The following is a 20631-nucleotide window of genomic DNA, read 5'->3' as shown; positions in this document are numbered from 1 at the left end:
GCCATAGCCGCAAACGTGCCTTATTTCTTGCCAACATGACGCGACGCGGCGTTTTTTGCCGAAGCGCTTTTTTCAGAACACCCGGAGGCCTTTCGATGACATCCACCACCCTTCTGCGTGCAGCGAGGCGGACGTTCATCGCCGGGGCCGCTGCGCTTCTGGTCGGCGCCATTGCCGTTCCGTCGTTCGTGGCGCCGACGATGGCAGCCGACGGGCCGCCCTCGGTTGCCGATCTCGCCGCCGGCCTGCTTGGCGCCGTGGTCAACATCTCGACGTCGCAGACTGTTAAAGGCACTGAAGGGCCGGGCGCAGTGCCGATGCCGCAGCTGCCGGAGGGCTCGCCCTTCCAGGACTTCTTCGACGATTTCTTCAAGAACCGTGGCGGCGACAAGGGCGGCGGCGGGCAAAAGGTGCAGTCGCTGGGCTCCGGCTTCGTGGTCGACGCCGAGCAGGGCATCGTGGTGACCAACAACCACGTCATTGCCGATGCCGACGACATCGAGGTGAATTTCTCCGATGGGGTGACGCTCAAGGCGACGCTGGTCGGCACCGACACCAAGACCGATGTCGCGGTGCTGAAGGTCGATCCGAAAGGGCACAAGCTGACGGCGGTGAAGTTCGGCGATTCCAACACGATGCGTGTCGGCGACTGGGTGATGGCGATCGGCAATCCGTTCGGTCTCGGCGGCACGGTGACGGTCGGCATCGTCTCGGCACGCAATCGCGACATCAATTCCGGCCCGTATGACGACTTCATCCAGACCGATGCCGCGATCAACCGCGGCAATTCCGGCGGACCGCTGTTCAACAGCAGCGGCGAGGTCATCGGCATCAACACGGCAATCATCTCGCCATCGGGCGGCTCGATCGGCATCGGCTTCTCGATCCCGTCGCAGCTTGCCTCGGGCGTCGTCGACCAGCTTCGCCAGTTCGGCGAGACGCGGCGCGGCTGGCTCGGCGTGCGCATCCAGCCGGTGACCGACGACATTGCCGAAAGCCTGGGCATGGCGACCGCCAAGGGCGCGCTGGTCGCCGGCGTCATCAAGGGCGGGCCGGTCGACAACGGCACAATCCAGGCCGGCGACGTCATCATCAAATTCGACGGCAAGGACATCCATGAAATGCGCGACCTGCCGCGCGTCGTGGCGGAGAGCCCGGTCGGCAAGGCGGTCGACGTGATCATCGTGCGCAAAGGGGTCGAGCAGACCGTCAAGGTGACGCTCGGCCGGCTCGAGGACGGCGAAAAGCTTGCCAGCGGCGGTGAAAACGGCAACGCCGACCAGGACGATGCCGACAAGGCGCCTGCGGTTTCGACGGCTGCCGTGCTCGGCATGACGATCGGCGAGCTCAATGAGGAGACGCGCACGAAATTCGGCATCGCCGCCGACGTCTCCGGCGTCGTCGTGACCGACGTCTCCAAGGATTCGGCGGCTGCCGAACGCGGCATCCAGCCGGGCGAGGTGATCACCGAGATCGCGCAGGAATCGGTCGCAACGCCCAAGGACGTCATGGACCGGATCGGCGCGCTGAAGGAGCAGGGGCGCAAGAACGCGCTGTTGATGCTGGCGTCGAAGACCGGCGAGCTGAGGTTTGTGACAATCCGGATGGATTGAGTCCGGAGGAGCCTGCAATGCTCTGATCTTGAAACGAAAAAGGGCGGCTAGCGGGCCGCTCTTTTTCTTGCCTGCCAGTCTGTGCGTGACAGCCTGTAGAAGACATGTCGCCTGAGTGCGGTGTGGCTGTCCGGAACACCGGGATGGTCGAAATCGGAGGCGGGGTCGGCGATCATGCCCAGGCGCTCCATAACGGCAGTGGACCGGCTGTTATCCTTGACTGCGAAGGACACGATTTCGTCGAGGCCAAGTCTTTCAAAGCCATAGGTGAGCCAGGCTTCGGCTGCTTCGGTGACATAGCCGCGGCCCCAGAATTCGGGTGCCAGCCGCCAGCCGATCTCGATCGTGCCGCGCGGCAGGAATGGCAAATGATCGGTTCCGGTTATGCCGACGAAGCCGATGCATTCACCTGTGGCTGCGATCTCAGCGGCCGCGAAGCCGAAGCCGTCGCGATCGATAGCCGCGCGCAACTCCTCCATCTTGGCGTCAGCCTGGGCGCGGTCGCGGCGAAACGGAAAGAATTCCATGACCAACTCGTCGGAATTGATGCGATGGAAGAGCTCGCGGTCACGATCTCCCCAGTTGCGCAGGATCAGGCGCTCGGTGCGGATCGGCGTCATTCGACAAATTCCTCCCGGCGATAACCCTGCAGATAAAGCAAGGCGGTGAGGTCGCCGTGGTCGATACGGATCTTTGCCTCGGCTGCCACGGCCGGCTTGGCATGCAAGGCGACGCCGATGCCGGCAAGACGGATCATGTCGAGATCGTTGGCGCCGTCACCGACGGCAATGGCATCGGCAGGCGTCAGGCCGAGGCGGGCGGAAATCTCGATAAGGGCTTCGGCCTTGGCGGCGCGGCCGAGGATCGGTTCGGCGACCAGGCCGGTGAAGCGGCGATCCTGCTCGATCAGGCGGTTGGCGCGATTTTCGTGAAAGCCGAGCAATGCTGCGATGCGGGTGGTGAAGATGTCGAAACCACCGGAGATCAGCGCCGTCCAGGCGCCATTGGCCGCCATTGTCTGGACGAGCGTGCGGCCGCCGGAGGCTAGCGTCAGGCGATTGTCGATGATGCGGTCGATGATTGCGGCATCGAGACCCTTGAGCAGCGCCACGCGCTCGCGCAAGGCCGGCTCGAATGCGATCTCGCCGTTCATCGATCGCGCCGTGATGGCGGCGACGCGATCCTTGACGCCGATCTCGTCGGCAAGCTCGTCGATGCATTCCTGGTCGATCATCGTCGAATCCATGTCGGCGATCAGGATCTTCTTGCGCCTGTTCTCGGCCGGCTGGACGGCCACGTCGATCGGTTCGGAAGCCAGCGCGGCACGCAGGCGCGCCGTTATTTCGGAAGCGTCGGCGGTCTCCGGCAAGTCGAGCTCGCAGGCGATGCCTTCGGCCAGCCAGCGAACAGCGCTTGCGCCGACCGACCGCGAGGCCATATTCGCTAGCGTCGACGTCAATGCGCGGCCGGCGGGATGGGATAGAAGCGTGGCGATCAGCGGCATCGAAAATTCCAGCGGACGGGCGGGCGAAGGCCGCCTGAAGAACGCGATCCTGATAGCCGGGCCGACCGCCAGCGGCAAGTCGGCGCTCGCACTCGACCTCGCCGAGCGCAATGGCGGTGTCATCGTCAACACCGATTCCATGCAAGGCTATTCGGTGCTCGACGTGCTGACGGCGCGGCCTGGTCCTGCCGAACTCGCCCGCGTCCCCCACTTTCTTTATGGACACGTCGATCCGTCCACCGCCTATTCAACCGGCGCCTGGTTGCGTGATGTCATAAAGCTGATCGACGACGGCACGCTTTCGGAGCGGCCAGTGATTTTCGTCGGCGGAACCGGGCTTTATTTCCGGGCGCTCACGGAAGGTATCTCGGAGATGCCCGACATTCCGAAGTCGATCCGCGACCGCTGGCGCTACGAGCTCCAGGAACAGGGCGCAGTGAGATTGCACCGCATCCTGTTGCGCGAGGATTCTGCGGCCGGCATGATGCTGAAGCCGACGGATGGCCAGCGCATCGTGCGGGCGCTGGAGGTGCTCGACGCGTCGGGCCGTTCCATCCTGGACTGGCAGGCCGCGCGTGGCCGGCCGTTGATCGACGGCAGCAGCGCGCGTTTTTTCGTCATCGAGCCGGAGCGAGCGGCTCTGGTGGAGCGGATCGATGCCCGCTTCGACCGCATGCTGGATGAGGGGGCACTGGACGAGGTGAAACAGCTTTCAGCGCTCGGCCTCGATCCCGACCTGCCGGCGATGAAAGCAATCGGTGTTCGCGAGCTTCAGGCCGCGCTGGCCGGCGCCTTCAGTTTTCCCGAGGCCATCGAGCGCGCGAAAATCGCGACGCGGCAATATGCCAAACGGCAGGCGACCTGGTTCAGGCACCAATTGGGCCCGGAATGGCAGAGATTGCGTCCTGATGGGGGGATCGACTCGATGCTCTCACTCCCTCCTTCGAGCGCAACCTGAAAAGTCGACACCGAGGGGACATTTCGCGTTGAAGTTGTCCAGGTTAACTGTCCGTAAGTTCCCGCATGCCATAAGATCGCTACGAACTTTCCAACGGGGAGCAGATGCGTTTCCACAAGGCGGAATCAGCCTTTTTCGTCTTTATTTTTGTGATCCTGGCCGCCGGCCTGGTGACGCTTTACGCCTATGGGCTCCTGCAAACCCTGGCCGCCGACATTAGCAATACGCCTTCAAAACTCGATGAAATCGTCTATCTCAACAAGCTGCTGTTTGCGACGGGCGTGCTGTTGGCGACTGCGCTGTTCTTCGGCATTTTCTTCATCTACCCGCTGATCCGAAAGCAGGCGACGGAAGAAGGCAAGCTGCGCGCCATGACCGTTTCGCTCAGCGCGCGTTCGGAGACGCTGGAGCATGCGGCGCTCACCGACAGCCTCACCGGCATGCAGAACCGGCGTTATTTCGACGATGCGCTGAAGGAATATCTCGAAGAGTTCCGCCGCATCGAGAAACCAGTAGGGCTGATGATCCTCGACCTCGACCATTTCAAGCAGGTCAACGACAGCCACGGCCACGATGTCGGCGACGAGGTGTTGCGGGCGGTCGCCAACTGTCTCAAGGACATGACACGCTATCACGACGTGGTGGCGCGCCTGGGCGGCGAGGAGTTCGCGGTGGTCACGCCCAATATGGACGCCGAGCTGCTATCCAAATTCGCCGAGCGCATCCGCAAGGCGATCGCCAACATGTCGGTGCTGACGGGCAATGTCCGACTGAAAATCACCACCAGCGTCGGGCTTGCCGTCTGGGATCGCAAGGAAACCGCCGAGGAGTTCTATCGCCGCGCCGATCGCCAGCTCTATGAGGCGAAGAGGCAAGGGCGCAACCGCGTCTGTGCCTGAATTCCGTCATTGAATTCGTGATTCCGGCCGTCTGGTATCGTTTTCTTCGTTTCCGGTGCACGCAGACCGACATCACCCCGTCAAGCTGAGATGCTGCCTTTGCGGGGCTTGCCGGAAATAGAGGTGTTGCCGTGACTAAATCCGATCTCTCCGGTCTTTACCGAGGCTATATTGCATGCCTGAACAAGCAGGATTGGCCAAATCTGGGGAGGTTTGTTCATGATGAAGTGACCCACAACGGTCGCAAGCTCGGATTGTCCGGCTATCTCGAGATGTTGGTGAGAGACTTCGACGAAATTCCGGACCTTTATTTCAACATTCAGCTATTGGTTGCCGATCCGCCTTATGTAGCGAGCCGGCTAAGCTTCGACTGCGCGCCAAGGGGAACGTTCCTTGGGCTCGATGTAAGCGGGAAGAGAATTTCGTTTGCCGAGAACGTATTTTATGAGCTTCAGAGAGGGAAAATTCGCCAGGTGTGGTCAGTTATAGACAAGACAGCCATCGAAACTCAGCTTTGATATCTGCGAGCGCTGCCTAAAAGTCGCTCGGCTCAATCATTCTGGGGGACGCAGGCCGAAGGTCGCCGGCTTGAGGCCGTAGCGCAAGTCGAAATCGTCGTTTCGCTGGGTGCGTGCGGCCGACCGCTTGCGATAGTCCGAATCGCCGGCCTGCCGGCCCGGATCGACGACTTCCGCGAAAGGCATTGCCTGTTGTGATTTCGGCACGTTGCGCAGCCGTTCGACGATCGCCACGAGGTCGACCTCGTCGCCGGTTTCGGACGGCAAGGCATTCTCGCGTTTGGCGGTGCCGGGGATCAAATCCTCGGAGAGCTTTTCGAACTTCATCCGCATCGTCGTCGCCACGCCTTCCCCGAAGGCGATAGCCTCGCGCTGGCCCATGGAAGACAGGAACGCGAGCGTCGAAGCCGAGGAATCGGCGATCGCCGAGCGGATGATCGCCTGGTCCTGCTCGTTGGCGAGCCGCATGGCAAAGAACGTCGAGCACTGCGACAGGATGGTCGGGTCGAGTTCGCCCGGGCGCTGGGTGACGACGCCGAGATAACAGCCATATTTGCGGCCTTCCTTGGCGATGCGCGACAGCGCGTGCCGCGTCGGCGCGAAACCGAGGCGCGGATCGGCCGGCATATAGCGATGCGCTTCCTCGCACAGGAAGAGCAGCCGCAGGCGGCCTTCGCTCCACAACGCCAGGTCGAAGGCCAGCCGCGCCAGGACCGAGCAAACGGAATTGACCACCTCGGACGGCATGCCGGCCATTTCGAAGCAGGTCACCGGGCGGCCGTGATGCGGCACGCGGAAGATGTTGCCGATCGTCTCGTGGATGGTGTCCTCGATCAGGCGCGAGTTGAACATGAAACGGTAGCGCGGATCGGATGCCGCCGATTCGATACGTGTCTTCAGTGACCTGAGGGTCGGGCGATCGTTCTTGCTTTCCAGCAGCCCCATGCGCTCGTCGACCAGCTTGATGAGGTCGGCAATGCGATAGGGCACCGGCGCGTCTGCGGTCAGCGCATCGGTGCTGCGCCGTAGATAGTTGCCGGAGTTCGGATTGCGGTAGAGGTTCTTGGCCGCGGGGATGAGATCGCGCAAGGCGTCGACCTCTTCCGGGACCGTCTCGCGGCCGCGAAACAGCACCTCGGCAAATTCCTCTAGCTTGAACATCCAGAAGGGCAGGTCGAGCGTCGTCGAATCGACCCTGACGCAATATTCGGGCAACGACGCGGCGAACTCGTTGTGTGGATCGAGGATGAGCACGCGCAGGTCGGGCCGGGCGGCGATCGACTTGCGCAAGAGCAGCGACACGGCGGTCGATTTGCCGACCCCGGTGGTGCCGACAATGGCGAAATGCCGCGCCAGCGTATCGTCGATGGCGATATTGGCGTCGATCGCCTCGTCCTGCGACAGCGTGCCGATGGTGATCGAATGACGACCTGCGAGATCGTAGACGGCCTGCAGGTCGCGGCTGCGGATACGATGGGCAATGGCGCCGATATGCGGGTAGGTTGTGATGCCACGGTCGAAGATCGGCTTCGCGCCGGGTTCGGCCCCGTCGCGCACCTCGCCGATCAATTCGATGCTGACCTCGATCGGATTCTGGCCCTCGCTGCTCCACGCACGATCCGACTTGCCGATTTCATAGACCAGGCCGACGGTTCGTGATGTACCGAGATTGATCGAGATCATCTTGCCGACGCTCCACAGGCCGGTGACCGTGCCTTCGATATCGTCGGCATAGGCGCTGATGGTGGCGCGCGCGCCGTCGCATTGCACGACATTGCCCAGAATGCGCTTGTCGTTCTGCTCCGCCCTGCGGCGCTCCAGCAAAGTCGGTTCCCCAATGGAGGCTTCGCGTTCAACGAGCATGGATACGCCGGTCCCTTTTCCCAAGCGATGAGCCTAGGCGAACGGGGTTAAGGTGGGATGAGGCCGGATGGTTTAGCGGACATTAAGGTGTTTGCGAAAACTGGATGAAACGGCCGTTGCTCTGTAGAAGAATTTCGATATATTGGATTAATGGATGATATAGCGAACGACATCTCCTCGACCATCGGCAGAAGAATACATACCGAAAGAGTGGCTCGAGGCTGGTCCCTGGCAGAGCTGGCGGAGCGGTCCAATGTTTCGAAAGCCATGCTGAGCACGGTAGAACGCGGCATGACCAGCCCGACGGCGGCACTCCTTGTGCGTATTGCGGCCGCCTTCGGCATGACGCTGTCCACATTGATCGCAAGGGCGGAATTGCAGGGCGGTGGCCTGCTTCGCGAACGTGACCAGCCGCTCTGGCGCGATCCGGCTACGGGTTATGTGCGGCGGCATCTTTCGCCGGTCTCCGACATACCCCTCGAACTGATCCGGATCCAGTTGCCGGCCGGCGCCAAGGTAAGTTTCCCGGCGGCGTCTTATGCCTTCATCAGGCAACAGATATGGCTGATCTCCGGGCGGCTGGAATTCACAGAGGGAGACATCGTTCACCGGCTCGAACCGGGCGACTGCCTGGCGCTCGGCGCGCCATCCGATTGCGTCTTTCACGCTCCGGGGCCGGACGCCGCCGACTATCTGGTTGCGTTGGCCAGGAGCTGAGGTGAAGGCGCGCCGTCCAAAACGCTGCGACAATGGCGGTCCGCCGCTCGACGACTATGACGGTCCGCCCTGGGGCAAGGGCGACCCCTATGTGTTTCTTGCCTGGCAGACCGCCCATGCCCAGGCATGGAAAGTGCCGAGCCGCGAGATCATGCTGATGCGGCTGCACAAGGCCGAGCGGCTGGGCCTGACCTATGAGGAATACACGCTCGAACTGCTGGAACGCGGGCGACATCTGCAAGAGGAAGACGCCGATCGCATCGCGGAAATCCGGCGGGCCAGGAAGCGGAAGCGGACCAGTCGTTTCGACTGACGGACGGCGACAGGGGAACGACATGAGTTCGATCGAAATCAGGCCACTCAGCAATGCTGACGGAACGCAAAAAATGCTGACGGAACTGCTGATCGGGACAGTCGCTGCCGGCGGCTCGGTCAGCTTCATGCATCCGTTGGTGCCGGAGATGGCCGCGGCCTTCTGGAACAAGTCGCTTCAGGCGGCCGCCAGAGGCGAAAGGGCGGTGCTTGGGGCCTGGAACGGCGAGGCTCTGGTCGGCACCATCACCTTGCTGCTCGACTGCCCTCCCAACCAGCCGCACCGGGCCGAGATCGCCAAGCTGATGATCCGCCTCGATTACCGCGGCAAGGGCATCGCAACCCGCCTGATGGAGGCGGCGGAAGCCGTTGCTGTGGAGAAAGGCCGCACGCTGTTGGTCCTCGACACGGCAAAAGAGGAGGGGGCTTCCGGGCTCTATGAAAAGCTCGGCTTCACGCTGGCCGGCGAAATACCGGATTATGCGCTGAAGCCGCATGGCGGGCTCACAGGCACCCTCATCTACTGGAAACGCGTCGGCCGGACACGCTGATGGCGACAACGATGCACCTTTGCAACACCCGTCAGACCATCGCGGGCGTGGAAAGAATAGCTCTTGCGTCAAATTGGCGGCGAGCTTAGAGAAGCCGCCCATTCTGATCCGTCGTCCTGAAAGGAGACCTGTCAATGACCCGGCGATCCAGATCGACACATTCCGTGCCGACGCTGGAATTGCGTGCGGCTGACAGGGTTCCAATCAGGAAGAACGGCCATGGCAAAGTCCATGATCCAGCGCAGGCAGGATGCCGAGCGCGAACGCATTGAAGCATATGCCGTAACGCTGCGGCGGGTTTTTCCTGTCCCGCGTCCCGCTCCGGATTTCGAGCGGGCGCTCGACGAGGCACGTCGGGGCTTTGCCGGCATGGCGATCCGCGACGGCGCGCTGTGGCGTCCAAAGCTGAAGACGCGCGACCCCGCGCGGCTGCGGCTGGCCGCGGCGCGCCATCTCTATGCGCGCTACCCGGTTACAGCCGCGCTCGAGGGGATCTGGCTGGACAGCTCGGGGTTGAATGCCGGCGAGATTGCGCTTCGCAAGGCTTGGTATACCGCAGTGGCACGTGGTGACTCGCTTTACAAGGCGGGCGCCTGTGCGTGGCTGTCTCGCAAGGAGGTGCATTGCTTCTTGAACTTGCCCGGCGATTTCACGTTCGACGAGGCATTTTGGGTGGTGATCGCCCGGTCCTACACGGATGATTCCGGGTTGGCGGCCCGACTTGCCAAGTCGAAAATCGCGCGCACGCCACGTAACGATCTGGCCTTCTGGCGCGAGGTGACACGGTTCTTCTGCGGGCAACCCGCGTCGAAGGAGGAGATCGACGATCTTTGCGACTATATCGGCGCCGTGCACCAGCGCGATGCGGCGTACAGCCTGAAGGGTCGCACGCTTGCCTCGCTGCGTCGGCAGATGCTGGAATGGCATCGAGACATTGCCGCGATCGAACGCATCGAGGCAATGCGCCGCCGCGCTGCCGGGCGGACCACGCGTACTGCCGGGACGCAGTCGCAGGGTCGCGCCTGGGACGGCTCGTGCCTGGACGACTGGGACTGGCAGCCGTCGACCAAGGAGGCAAAGGCGCATGGCGAGCGTTTCTTCGTCCGTCAGTTGAAGACAGCCGAGGATCTGGTCGCCGAGAGCCGGGCGATGCATCATTGCGTCTCGATATACGCGGCCAAATGCATCGCCGGCAATGCCTCGATCTGGGTGCTGCGGCGCTCGGCGCTGGGCAAGATCGAGCGGTTGCTGACGATCGAACTCGACCCGCAAAACCGTGCGGTGCAGGTGCGCGGTTTCGGCAATCGTCTCGCCTCGCTCGAGGAGCGCAAGATCATCGAGCGCTGGGCCAAGGCGAGGGGTGTGGTGCTCTGCGCCTGAAACGGAACACCCGCGCGGCGGAAAGGCGGCGCGGGTGCATAATGGGCGGATGTGCCGACGTCGGGCCAAGTGCACATTCGCCGTTGACAGCGGCGTCAAACCAATTCTATTGTCCGCCACCATGAAAAAGGCACTCATTCTCGTAGGAAAGCGCGTGGGCAAGGCGGTGTAACCGCCGGGCGGTGACCTCCCATGCGCAAGACACAGGCTCCCTCGGGGGCCTTTTTTATTGCCCGAAACACGACTAAACGACGAGCAATCGCCAGATGGCGAACAGTACGGGACCAGAACGATGAGCAGTGGACAGAATGAGCGGCGCGAAATGCCAAGAACTGAAATGCCAAGGAGCGAAATGACGGGTGCCGAAATGGTGGTGCAGGCGCTGAAGGACAATGGCGTCAAGCATGTTTTCGGCTATCCGGGCGGCGCGGTTCTGCCAATCTACGATGAAATCTTCCAGCAGGACGAGGTCGAGCACATCCTCGTCCGCCACGAGCAGGGCGCGGGCCACGCGGCGGAAGGCTATGCGCGCTCGACTGGCAAGGCCGGCGTCATGCTGGTGACCTCAGGGCCGGGCGCCACCAATGCGGTGACGCCATTGCAGGACGCGCTGATGGACTCGATCCCGCTGGTCTGCCTGACCGGCCAGGTGCCGACTTCGCTGATCGGCTCGGATGCGTTCCAGGAGTGCGACACGGTCGGCATCACGCGGCCCTGCACCAAGCACAACTGGCTGGTCAAGGACGTCAACGAGCTCGCGGCAACGATCCACGAGGCCTTCCATGTGGCAACGACAGGGCGCCCCGGTCCGGTCGTCGTCGACATCCCGAAGGACGTGCAGTTCGCCAGGGGTATCTATGTCCCGCCGCAGACGGCGCCGCGCACCAGCTACCAACCGAAGGTCCAGGGCGATCTGGAAAAGATCAAGGCGGCGGTCGAGCTGATGGGGGCTGCCCGAAAGCCGATCATCTATTCGGGCGGCGGCGTCATCAATTCCGGCCCGGAGGCGAGCCATCTGCTGCGCGAGCTGGTCGACCTCACCGGCTTTCCCATCACCTCGACGCTGATGGGCCTCGGCGCCTATCCGGCGTCGGGCAAGAACTGGATGGGCATGCTCGGCATGCACGGCACGTATGAAGCGAACATGGCGATGCACGATTGCGACGTCATGCTCTGCATCGGTGCGCGCTTCGACGACCGCATCACCGGGCGGCTGACGGCGTTTTCGCCGAATTCGAAGAAGATCCACATCGACATCGACCCGTCGTCGATCAACAAGAACGTCCATACCGACGTGCCGATCATCGGCGATGTCGGGCGTGTGCTGGAGGATCTGGTGCGGCTGTGGCGGGCAACCGCCAAGGCCGACAAGAAAGCGCTTCACCCGTGGTGGGAGCAGATTGCCAAATGGCGCGCGCGCGATTCGCTCGCCTACAAGATGAACCACGAGGTGATCATGCCGCAATACGCCGTCCAGCGGCTCTATGCGCTGACCAAGGACCTCGACACCTACATCACCACCGAGGTCGGCCAGCATCAGATGTGGGCGGCGCAGCACTATCATTTCGAGAAGCCGAACCGCTGGATGACCTCTGGCGGATTGGGCACGATGGGCTACGGCCTGCCGGCGGCACTCGGCGTGCAGATCGCGCACCCGGATGCGCTGGTCATCGATATCGCCGGCGATGCCTCGGTGCAGATGACGATGCAGGAAATGAGCGCGGCGGTGCAGCACGAGGCGCCGATCAAGATCTTCATCCTCAACAACCAGTATATGGGCATGGTGCGGCAGTGGCAGCAGCTGCTACACGGCAACCGGCTGTCGCACTCCTACACCGAGGCGATGCCGGATTTCGTCAAGCTCGCCGAAGCCTATGGCGGCCACGGCATTCGCTGCGACAAGCCGGACGAACTCGATGATGCCATCAAGGAGATGATCGCGGTCAAGAAGCCCGTCCTGTTCGACTGCCGCGTGGCGACGCTCGCCAACTGCTTCCCGATGATCCCGTCCGGCAAGGCGCATAACGAGATGCTGTTGCCGGACGAGGCGACGGACGAAGCTGTCGCCAACGCGATCGACGCCAAGGGTAGGGAACTGGTGTAGTCTGGTTCAAGGAAGCTGTGCGAAAACAGCAGATTAGCGCAAAAGTTTGAAATCGAGATTCATGTCATGAACGCACAGTTGCAACCGACCGGCTCCGCCTATTTCATCGCCAAGGAGACGGAAAAACCAGAGAACCACACGCTTTCGGTCCTGGTCGACAACGAGCCGGGCGTGCTTGCGCGGGTCATCGGCCTGTTTTCCGGACGTGGCTACAACATCGAGAGCCTGACGGTCTCGGAAACCGAGCACGAAAAGCACCTGTCGCGCATCACCATCGTGACGCGCGGCACGCCGCACGTGCTGGAGCAGATCAAGCACCAGCTCGAGCGCATCGTGCCGGTGCACCGCGTCGTCGATCTCACCGTGCGGTCGCAGGAATTCGGACAGGAGCGGCCATTGGAGCGGGAACTCGCGCTGGTCAAGGTCGCCGGCACCGGCGAAGCCCGCGTCGAGGCGCTCCGGCTCGCCGATGCATTCCGCGCCAGCGTCATCGATGCCAACACCGAGCATTTCATCTTCGAGATCACCGGCAAGGGCTCCAAGCTCGATCAGTTCATCGCCATCATGAAACCGCTCGGGCTGGTCGAGATCTGCCGTACCGGGGTGGCGGCGATGAACCGCGGCCCGCAAGGGATGTGATCATGATGCTCGCGGCGGCAATTCTAGCAGGCGCCGGCGCAATCGTTCTTGCGGTCACGACGGCGGCGGCCAGCTAGGAGCCGGTATTCGACAAGTCAGTGCTGCCGAAATTGTTTGAAGAAATCGACCCGCAGGGGCACACCGAGCTATTATTTCCAACAATGCCCGGCCGATATTTGGCGCAGGGCGTCGGGCGTCGATGACGCGCTCTTTTCCACGCCGGGAATAGATTACCAAGGTTGTGAGAAAGACGTCTTGGCCTGTGCCAGGCGGTGTTTCGACGGACGCAGGGGCGAAGCCTGTTTCGAGACGGCCAGGGTCATCCAGGAGCACTCGCCAGAAGACAAGCAATGGACCGAGGAGATGTTCGCCCAGGCCTGCGCAACTGGCAGTATCGGCGGCTGCACAAATCGCGGCGCGGGAATTCTCTTGGGTCGGCTTGGGCTAAACAAACTGCTTGCCGCCGGTAGTGCCAATGAATCTTGCCCTTATCGCGCACATTCAAGCTGAGCTGCAATGAGGGCGATGCCTGGGGTTGCACCATGTATGGCAGCGCCCTTCAGCATGGTGAAGGCGTCTCTGCGGACGAAGCCGAGGCGATGGCCGCTTACAAAAAGTCTTGCGAGATCGCTGTGGAATTTGACGCCTGCCGATACGCCAAGGCGCTCATGAAAACGATGCAAAGCCGCTAGGGCTTTTCAGATTTGCGCAACTGCGATCTTTGCGCTGCCTCGCCTCGACCAAGTTCTTTGCTTTCTCTCTTGATAGGGCGCGATACCGGGCAGACATCCTGAACAAATCCATTCAGCGTGTTCACAAGATTGTTCTGGACCAGAGAATAGTGGATGAACTGTCCGTGCCGCTCCTTGGCGATGAGCCCGGCCGTCTCCAGAATGCTCAAATGCTGCGAGATCGACGGCTTCGACATCTCGAAGCGCGCCGCGATCTCGCCCGCCGTTAGGGAAGAGTGCGCAAGATAGGCGAGGATCTTGCGCCGGGGCGCTGAAGATAGCGCTTCAAACACGCGCTGTATCGCGCCATTTGCGTGAGCAGCCGTTTCGGCATCCGCTGCGTGCTCTGCATCTTCGATCACTGTCTGCCACCTTGTGATGCCGAGGCGTTGGCTGCGCCTCGGTCCGCCTTTCTTATTTTCATTTAGACTATTGCCTAAATACCTAATTCACAGTAGTAGACGATTAGCTTACTGCCTAAGTAACGGACGACGCGCCAGAAGGCAAGGCTGTGGTCCGGAAATGTTCATGCAGGAGGAGGGGTACCGATGAAAACCATATCCACGGGCAGAATGATTTCCCAACAGGACAGTGACGCCGAAGACGGCAAAGTCGTGTGGGTGCCGGCAAAGTCGATCTGGGTCGGGGCGATGACGATCGCCGCCATTGTGTTGGGACCGATGACATTTAGCTGGAGTGCCTTCGCCTTATTCGTTGCGACAACGGCGGCGACAATCTGCGCCGGACACTCGGTGGGGATGCACCGTCTGCTCATCCACCGGTCGTTCAAGGTTCATATCTGGGTCGAGCATGCGCTGGTCTACCTTGGCGTGCTCGTCGGCATGGCCGGTCCTTTTGGGATGATCTATGCTCACGATATTCGTGACTGGGCTCAGCGCCAGACCGCATGTCACGATCTCCATGCCCATCGTCGGCCATTTTTCACCGATGCCTTCTGGCAGATGCATTGCGCGGTCGCTTTGCGCAATCCACCCACCTTCGTCATCGAACACTCGATCACGAATGACCGGTTCTACAAGTTCGTCGAGCGCACCTGGATGCTGCAACAACTGCCCTGGGCGATCCTCTTTTTCGCGCTTGGCGGCTGGGATTGGGTGGTATGGGGAATCGCGGTGCGCGTTTCAGTGTCGCTTACCGGGCATTGGTTGGTTGGGCATTTTGCGCACCGAGATGGGGAGCAAGGATGGCGCGTCGACGACGTTGCCGTGCAAGGATACAATTTGCCGCGTTTCGGGCTGGTAACGTTCGGCGAGAGTTTCCACGGCAACCATCACGCGTTTCCCGAGTCTGCACGGCTTGGTCTGGAACACGGACAGATCGATCTCGGCTGGCTATTCATTCAGGTTCTGGCGATCCTGGGTCTGGCGCACAGCGTCAAGATTCCGGAGAATACGCCGAGACGAAAAGGGCTGCGACGCGTGCGCCGTCAGCGCGAAACTGCCCCGAATTCAGATCTATGGTCGGTGCAGCCCTACCGCAGATAGATGTTCTCAGCGGATATTGGCCTAAGATATGAAGGAACGCTTGGGGCGCGTGGACCAACGAATTGCAATTGCACTCAGCACCTCATCGATTTAAGTCAGTATTTCAGTATTATTGATCTTTGCGATCCTCCATGACCTTCGACGCATTCCTTGCTCTGCTGGTTTATGCCTTCGTGACCTCGATCACGCCGGGTCCGAACAATTTCATGCTTTTGGCCTCGGGCGTGAATTTCGGCTTGGTCAAAACCGTGCCACACATGCTCGGCATCGGCATCGGCTTCCTCGTGCTGTTGCTTGCCGTAGGCTTCGGGCTTGGCGCCGTGTTGACGGCCTTTCCGGTCCTGCATACCGGGTTGAAGATCGCCGGCGGCCTCTACTTGCTTTATCTCGCCTCGAAGATCGCCATGTCGCGCTCGCTCGGCGGCGAAGACAAGACGAAGGGCCAGCCGATGCGCTTCATCGAGGCTGCGGCATTCCAGTGGGTCAATCCCAAGGCCTGGGTGATGGCGATTACAGCCATGGCCGTCTATACCAGTCCGGAACGCCCGTTTGTGTCGGTGGTGCTGATCGCAGCCGCTTTCGCCGTCGTCATGCTGCCGAGCATTTCGACCTGGGCCGGTTTCGGCATGGCGCTGCGCGGCTTTCTGGCGGATGCGGTGCGGCTCAAATGGTTCAACATCGTCATGGGTGTGATGCTTGCGGCGACGCTGTGGCCGATGCTGCGTTAGCTGCCGTTCTATTGTGCACTGCACATTAAATCTTCGTAATGACGGGTTTTGGCCCTTTTTCGCCTTCGGCATCCTCTATTATCTGGCAAAAGCGCGGCAAGAGGCTGCGAGTTGAGCTAGACTACGGCCACCGGATAGCGGCGTGTCGGATCGAGAGGTCTTTTGTCGATGCGCGGAAAGATCGTATTAGCGGTGATCGCTGCAGCCTGCGTTGCCGCGGCGTGGCTCTATCTTTCGCCCAGCGCAATGAGCGGTCTTCAGCAGATGCTGTCGGCGAAGCAGACGGCGACGGCGGACAAGCCCGCTGCAGCGGCAAATGCCGCGCGTACGACTTCGGTGGTTGCCGCCACCGCTACGACGGCCGATTTCCCGGTCCGGCGCTATGCCATCGGCTTTGTGTCCTCTCCTGCCGTGGTCAGCATCAACGCGCGGGTCTCGAGCCAGATCGTCGCAATCGCGGTCAAGGACGGACAGATGGTGAAGGCCGGCGACCTTCTTTTCTCGCTGGACGATCGCTCGTTGAAGGCGCAACTGGCACGCGATCAGGCGACGCTCGCAAAAGACCAGGCGCTGCTTGCCAGCGCCACGGCCGATCTTCAGCGCGCCAAAAATCTCGTCGCCAGGCAGGCCGGAACACAGCAGACCTACGATCAGGCCGTCGCGGCACAGAAATCCGCCGCGGCCACCGTCGACGCCGACAAGGCAACGATCGATGCGGACCAAATCCAGCTTGGCTTCGCCACGATCAGGGCGCCGATCTCCGGCAGGCTTGGCGCAGTCAGCGTCGCCGTCGGCGATCTCGTCACCACCAGCAACGGCAGCAGCACGTCGACTCCACTGGTGACGATCACGCAGGTCGACCCGCTGCAGGTGAACTTCAATCTCCCCGAAAGCGATCTTGCCTTGCTGCACAAGGCGCTGGCAGCGCCGCGGCAAGGTGCGGTGACGCTGACCAAGGACGGCGACCCGAAGCCGGTCGGTAAGGGAACGCTGGATTTCGTCGATTCCAGCGTAGACACGGCGTCCGGCACGATCGCAACGCGGGCCAGTGTGCCCAACGCCGATCTTTCGCTATGGCCGGGCCAATACGTCAACGTCGTGCTCGATGCCGGCATCATGCCACAAATGACGTCCGTTCCGACGGTCGCCGTCCAGCCCAGCCAGAAGGGCCCGTTCGTCTATGTAATCAAGCCGGACAACACCGTTGAAATGCGGCCCGTGCAGGTCGCGCTGACAGAAGGCACCAACACCGCAATCAGCCAAGGATTGAAAAGCGGCGAGCGTGTCGTCGTCGAGGGTCAGACCAAACTGAAGAACGGCGCGGCGGTGCGCGAAGGCAAGGCTTCGACCGGCACAGGCGATCGGGCGGCTCCGAAGGTTGCCGAGGCTGACCGGACGGGCGGAACACAGCCATGATTTCCGAATTCTGCATCCGCAGGCCCGTCGCCACGCTGCTCATGTCGTTCGCCCTGGTTCTGGGCGGACTATTTGCTTACAAATTCCTGCCGGTCGCGGCGCTGCCAAGCGCCGAATTTCCGGTTGTCAACGTCTCGGCCTCGCTGCCCGGGGCTTCGCCGGAAACCATGGCGACCTCGGTGGCAACGCCTCTGATCAAGCAGTTTGCCACTATCGCTGGCATCGATTCGATCTCGACGACCAACTCGCTCGGCTCGACCTCGATCGCCATTCAGTTCGTACTCAACCGCGACATCGATGCAGCCGCCGCCGACGTGCAGGCAGCGATCGCACGTACGCAACGACAATTGCCGCCGGAGATGACCAGCCCGCCGAGCTACCGCAAGGTCAATCCAGCCGACGCGCCGATCCTGCTGATGTCGCTGGTCAGCGACACAATTCCGCTGACTGATCTCGACGCGTTTGCCGAGAATGTGATTTCGCCGTCGCTGTCGACGATTGACGGCGTTGCGCAGGTGTCGATCTACGGGCAGCAGAAATATGCCGTGCGCGTCCAGATCGATCCGACGGCGCTCGCCGCACGCGGCATCTCGATCGACCAGCTGCAGACGGCCATTGCCTCGGCCAACAGCAACACGCCGCTCGGCGTGCTCAAGAACAACAAACAGCAGCTGACGATCACCGCGAACACGCAGCTGAACGATGCGGCGGGATTCTCCAACATCATCATCGCCACCAAGAACGGCCATCCGGTGCGGCTCGGCGAGGTGACCCGCGTCATCGATTCGGTCGAGACCACGACGACGGCAAGCTGGTATGACGGCACCCGCGCCATCATTATGGCGGTGCAGCGCCAGCCGGATGCCAATACCGTCGACGTCGTCGACCGCGTCAAGGCGATGCTGCCTTCCTTCGACGATCAGATGCCGGCAGCGGCGAGCATCCAGTTGCTAAACGACCGCTCGACATCGGTCCGCGAGGCGGTCGATGACGTGCAGTTCACGCTCCTGCTCACCATCGCGCTGGTGGTGATGGTGATCTTCCTGTTCCTGCGCCGAGTGACGGCGACGGTCATTCCGGCGGTGGCGGTACCGATTTCGCTCATCGCCACGCTGGGTGTAATGTACCTGTTCGGCTTTTCCATCGACAACGTCTCATTGATGGGGCTGACGCTGGCGGTCGGCCTTGTCGTCGACGATGCAATCGTCATGCTCGAAAACATTTTCCGCCATATGGAGGAGGACGGGCTCTCGGCCCTCGAGGCGTCACTCAAGGGCGCGCGCGAGATCGGCTTCACCATCATCTCGATCTCGATCTCGCTGGTCGCCGTGTTCATTCCGGTGCTTTTGATGGGCGGCGTGATCGGGCGCATCTTCAACGAATTCGCGGTGGTGGTGACGGTCGCCATCCTGGCGTCGATGTTCGTCTCGCTGACGCTGACGCCGATGCTGTGCTCGCGGCTGTTGTCATTATCGAAAGCCGAGCAGAAAGCAGCGCATGGCGAGGACCATAGACAAAACGTCTTCATGCGGGGCTATGACAGGCTGCTGACATCCTGCCTGCACCACAATTTCCTTGTCTTCCTTGTCTTCCTCGTGACCGCCGGGCTGTCGGTGTGGCTGATCCAGATCTCGCCGAAGGGCTTCTTTCCGCAGGAGGATATCGGCCAGGTCTCGGTGACGACCATCGCGCGCCAGGACATTTCGTTTGACGCGATGGTGAAGCTGCAGGGGCAAGTGGCGGATGTCTTCACCCATTCGCCCTACGTCGCGCATGTCGGTTGGTCGGCGGGCAGTGGAAACAATGCGCTCAACCAGGGCCAGCTGTTTGTGCAGCTGAAAGACAAGGACCACCGACCGAACATCGACAAGGTGCTTACGGACCTGCGGCGCCAGCTGGCCAATGTGCCCGGCATCGAAACCTACATGCAGCCGGTGCAGAACCTGCGGCTCGGCGCGCGTTCTTCGGCGAGTGCCTACCAGCTTGCCGTTCAGGGCCTCGATACCGGCCTGACGAACGTCTGGGCGCAGAGGCTGACGGACGCGATGGCTGCCGATCATGCCGCCTTCACCGACGTCACCAATGACCTGCAGAACAACGCGCTACAGGCGACGCTGGTGATCGACCGCGACAAGGCGGCGAACCTCGGCGTCGATACCGACACGCTGCGCTCCAGTCTCTACGGCGGTTTCGGCACCCAGCAGGTGTCGACCATCTTCGGTTCGGCCGACAGCTACGACGTGATCATGGAGCTCGATCCGAAGATCGAGTGGTCGCCCGAGCGGATGCTGGCCATCAAGGTGAGAACGGCGAGCGGCAGCCTGGTGCCGCTCGGTGCGTTCGCCCGCGTCGATCGGACCGCCGGTGCTTTGACCGTCAACCAGCTCGGCCAACTTCCGGCAGTGACCATCTCCTACAATCTGCCGCAAGGCGTGGCCCTCGGCGACAGCGTGAGCCACATCAACGCGCTGAAGGACAAGATCGGCATGCCGCCGACGATCTCGACCGCCTTCTCGGGCACGGCCAAGACGTTCCAGGATTCGCTTTCCAACCAGGGGCTGCTGATCGGCGGCGCGATTCTGACCATCTATATCGTTCTCGGCATGCTCTATGAGAGCTTCATCCACCCGCTCACCATCCTGACCGGGCTTCCATCGGCGGTGCTCGGCGCGCTGGTGGCACTGCGGCTGGCGGGGATGGATCTGTCGGTGATCGCGGTGATCGGCATCCTGATGCTGATCGGCATCGTCAAGAAGAACGGCATCATGATGATCGACGTGGCGCTGGAACTCAGGCGCGAGGGGATGTCGCCCGTCGAATCCATCCACAAGGCCTGCCTGATGCGCTTCCGGCCGATCATGATGACCACGCTTGCCGCGCTGATGGGTACCATCCCGATCGCGCTCGGCACCGGCGCCAGCGCGGAACTGCGTCAGCCTCTCGGCGTGGCCGTGGTCGGCGGTCTTGTCGCCTCGCAGGCACTGACGCTGTTCGTCACGCCCGTCATTTACGTCTACATGGAGCATTTTTCCGGCTGGCTGGTCAGGCTGTGGGCGCGGCGCCGGGGTGAGCCGAGCCCGGTCGAAGCGGTCGACCAGCCGTCACTGTTCGACGAGGAGGAAGAACCGGTGCCGCAAAAGGCGGCAGCCGAATAGCGCTGGCCCAAGCCGTAGTGCTTGCGGCCGGGGGTCCG

At 61.9% G+C, this 20631-nt stretch carries 19 protein-coding genes; 15 read left to right on the top strand and 4 right to left on the bottom strand.

Annotated features, from left to right (window positions below; translation table 11 throughout):
- Positions 1-95 precede the first annotated feature (95 nt).
- Positions 96-1613: a DegQ family serine endoprotease gene (locus NKH59_RS16655; protein WP_352539566.1), complete on the top strand. Its 1518-nt coding sequence runs from the start codon at positions 96-98 to the stop codon at positions 1611-1613.
- A gap of 47 nt (positions 1614-1660) precedes the next feature.
- Here NKH59_RS16655 and NKH59_RS16650 read toward each other — a convergent pair whose 3' ends face one another.
- Both NKH59_RS16650 and serB read right to left on the bottom strand, forming a co-directional pair.
- Positions 1661-2233: a GNAT family N-acetyltransferase gene (locus tag NKH59_RS16650; protein WP_352539567.1), complete on the bottom strand. Its 573-nt coding sequence runs from the start codon at positions 2231-2233 to the stop codon at positions 1661-1663.
- On the bottom strand, positions 2230-3117 hold the full coding sequence (gene serB / locus NKH59_RS16645; protein WP_353022391.1) for a phosphoserine phosphatase SerB: 888 nt from the start codon (positions 3115-3117) through the stop codon (positions 2230-2232). Before serB ends, NKH59_RS16650 begins: the two co-directional genes overlap by 4 nt.
- Between serB and miaA the strand changes: the two genes are divergently transcribed.
- The 3 genes from miaA (at position 3107) to NKH59_RS16630 (ending at position 5492) form a co-directional block, all read left to right on the top strand.
- Positions 3107-4075: a tRNA (adenosine(37)-N6)-dimethylallyltransferase MiaA gene (gene miaA, locus NKH59_RS16640; protein ID WP_352539757.1), complete on the top strand. Its 969-nt coding sequence runs from the start codon at positions 3107-3109 to the stop codon at positions 4073-4075. The two genes, serB and miaA, sit on opposite strands and share 11 nt — an antisense overlap.
- 104 nt (positions 4076-4179) lie before the next feature.
- Positions 4180-4974 (top strand): GGDEF domain-containing protein, encoded by a 795-nt coding sequence (locus tag NKH59_RS16635; protein ID WP_352501016.1) that lies wholly within the window; start codon positions 4180-4182, stop codon positions 4972-4974.
- A gap of 131 nt (positions 4975-5105) precedes the next feature.
- Entirely contained in the window at positions 5106-5492 is a 387-nt protein-coding gene (locus NKH59_RS16630; protein WP_352539569.1) for an ester cyclase, read from the top strand.
- A gap of 36 nt (positions 5493-5528) precedes the next feature.
- Here the strand turns inward: NKH59_RS16630 and NKH59_RS16625 are convergent, their stop codons facing one another.
- Entirely contained in the window at positions 5529-7355 is a 1827-nt protein-coding gene (locus NKH59_RS16625) for an ATP-binding protein (RefSeq protein WP_352539570.1), read from the bottom strand.
- Between the two features lie 150 nt (positions 7356-7505).
- Between NKH59_RS16625 and NKH59_RS16620 the strand changes: the two genes are divergently transcribed.
- The 7 genes from NKH59_RS16620 (at position 7506) to NKH59_RS16590 (ending at position 13750) form a co-directional block, all read left to right on the top strand.
- On the top strand, positions 7506-8072 hold the full coding sequence (locus tag NKH59_RS16620; protein ID WP_352539571.1) for a helix-turn-helix domain-containing protein: 567 nt from the start codon (positions 7506-7508) through the stop codon (positions 8070-8072).
- A 1-nt stretch (position 8073) separates the two neighbouring features.
- The gene (locus tag NKH59_RS16615) at positions 8074-8385 is read left to right on the top strand and encodes a hypothetical protein (RefSeq protein ID WP_352471626.1); all 312 of its coding nucleotides are present in this window, start codon (positions 8074-8076) and stop codon (positions 8383-8385) included.
- Between the two features lie 22 nt (positions 8386-8407).
- Entirely contained in the window at positions 8408-8935 is a 528-nt protein-coding gene (locus tag NKH59_RS16610) for a GNAT family N-acetyltransferase (RefSeq protein ID WP_352471627.1), read from the top strand.
- 219 nt (positions 8936-9154) lie between these two features.
- Positions 9155-10315, top strand: a complete 1161-nt coding sequence (locus NKH59_RS16605) for a PcfJ domain-containing protein (RefSeq protein ID WP_352539572.1) — start codon at positions 9155-9157, stop codon at positions 10313-10315.
- A 352-nt stretch (positions 10316-10667) separates the two neighbouring features.
- Positions 10668-12419 (top strand): acetolactate synthase 3 large subunit, encoded by a 1752-nt coding sequence (locus NKH59_RS16600; RefSeq protein WP_352471629.1) that lies wholly within the window; start codon positions 10668-10670, stop codon positions 12417-12419.
- A 66-nt stretch (positions 12420-12485) separates the two neighbouring features.
- Positions 12486-13058, top strand: coding sequence for an acetolactate synthase small subunit (gene ilvN / locus NKH59_RS16595; protein ID WP_023676680.1), 573 nt, complete (start codon positions 12486-12488; stop codon positions 13056-13058).
- 542 nt (positions 13059-13600) lie between these two features.
- The gene (locus NKH59_RS16590; RefSeq protein ID WP_352539573.1) at positions 13601-13750 is read left to right on the top strand and encodes a hypothetical protein; all 150 of its coding nucleotides are present in this window, start codon (positions 13601-13603) and stop codon (positions 13748-13750) included.
- Here the strand turns inward: NKH59_RS16590 and NKH59_RS16585 are convergent.
- Entirely contained in the window at positions 13747-14151 is a 405-nt protein-coding gene (locus NKH59_RS16585; protein WP_352539574.1) for a metalloregulator ArsR/SmtB family transcription factor, read from the bottom strand. The two genes, NKH59_RS16590 and NKH59_RS16585, sit on opposite strands and share 4 nt — an antisense overlap.
- 186 nt (positions 14152-14337) lie before the next feature.
- Between NKH59_RS16585 and NKH59_RS16580 the strand changes: the two genes are divergently transcribed.
- The 4 genes from NKH59_RS16580 to NKH59_RS16565 all read left to right on the top strand — a co-directional run bounded on the left by NKH59_RS16580 (position 14338) and on the right by NKH59_RS16565 (position 20593).
- Positions 14338-15294, top strand: coding sequence for an acyl-CoA desaturase (locus NKH59_RS16580; protein ID WP_352539575.1), 957 nt, complete (start codon positions 14338-14340; stop codon positions 15292-15294).
- 131 nt (positions 15295-15425) lie between these two features.
- The gene (locus NKH59_RS16575) at positions 15426-16022 is read left to right on the top strand and encodes a LysE family translocator (protein WP_352539576.1); all 597 of its coding nucleotides are present in this window, start codon (positions 15426-15428) and stop codon (positions 16020-16022) included.
- 168 nt (positions 16023-16190) lie between these two features.
- Positions 16191-17438, top strand: coding sequence for an efflux RND transporter periplasmic adaptor subunit (locus tag NKH59_RS16570; protein WP_352501010.1), 1248 nt, complete (start codon positions 16191-16193; stop codon positions 17436-17438).
- Positions 17435-20593 (top strand): efflux RND transporter permease subunit, encoded by a 3159-nt coding sequence (locus tag NKH59_RS16565; protein WP_352539577.1) that lies wholly within the window; start codon positions 17435-17437, stop codon positions 20591-20593. Before NKH59_RS16570 ends, NKH59_RS16565 begins: the two co-directional genes overlap by 4 nt.
- Positions 20594-20631 lie beyond the last annotated feature (38 nt).

This window comes from Mesorhizobium sp. M0998, assembly GCF_040318885.1.
Lineage (GTDB): Bacteria > Pseudomonadota > Alphaproteobacteria > Rhizobiales > Rhizobiaceae > Mesorhizobium.
The sequence above is the reverse complement of the archived record's forward strand: the minus strand, read 5'-3'. Positions and strand labels throughout refer to the sequence as shown.

Coding starts and splice junctions, on each gene's coding strand:
- NKH59_RS16655 (WP_352539566.1), top strand. CDS start 96: ATGACATCCACCACCCTTCTGCGTGCAGCGAGGCGGACGTTCATCGCC.
- NKH59_RS16650 (WP_352539567.1), bottom strand. CDS start 2,233: ATGACGCCGATCCGCACCGAGCGCCTGATCCTGCGCAACTGGGGAGAT.
- serB (WP_353022391.1), bottom strand. CDS start 3,117: ATGCCGCTGATCGCCACGCTTCTATCCCATCCCGCCGGCCGCGCATTG.
- NKH59_RS16635 (WP_352501016.1), top strand. CDS start 4,180: ATGCGTTTCCACAAGGCGGAATCAGCCTTTTTCGTCTTTATTTTTGTG.
- NKH59_RS16625 (WP_352539570.1), bottom strand. CDS start 7,355: ATGCTCGTTGAACGCGAAGCCTCCATTGGGGAACCGACTTTGCTGGAG.
- NKH59_RS16620 (WP_352539571.1), top strand. CDS start 7,506: ATGGATGATATAGCGAACGACATCTCCTCGACCATCGGCAGAAGAATA.
- NKH59_RS16610 (WP_352471627.1), top strand. CDS start 8,408: ATGAGTTCGATCGAAATCAGGCCACTCAGCAATGCTGACGGAACGCAA.
- NKH59_RS16605 (WP_352539572.1), top strand. CDS start 9,155: ATGGCAAAGTCCATGATCCAGCGCAGGCAGGATGCCGAGCGCGAACGC.
- NKH59_RS16600 (WP_352471629.1), top strand. CDS start 10,668: ATGACGGGTGCCGAAATGGTGGTGCAGGCGCTGAAGGACAATGGCGTC.
- ilvN (WP_023676680.1), top strand. CDS start 12,486: ATGAACGCACAGTTGCAACCGACCGGCTCCGCCTATTTCATCGCCAAG.
- NKH59_RS16590 (WP_352539573.1), top strand. CDS start 13,601: ATGTATGGCAGCGCCCTTCAGCATGGTGAAGGCGTCTCTGCGGACGAA.
- NKH59_RS16580 (WP_352539575.1), top strand. CDS start 14,338: ATGAAAACCATATCCACGGGCAGAATGATTTCCCAACAGGACAGTGAC.
- NKH59_RS16575 (WP_352539576.1), top strand. CDS start 15,426: ATGACCTTCGACGCATTCCTTGCTCTGCTGGTTTATGCCTTCGTGACC.
- NKH59_RS16570 (WP_352501010.1), top strand. CDS start 16,191: ATGCGCGGAAAGATCGTATTAGCGGTGATCGCTGCAGCCTGCGTTGCC.
- NKH59_RS16565 (WP_352539577.1), top strand. CDS start 17,435: ATGATTTCCGAATTCTGCATCCGCAGGCCCGTCGCCACGCTGCTCATG.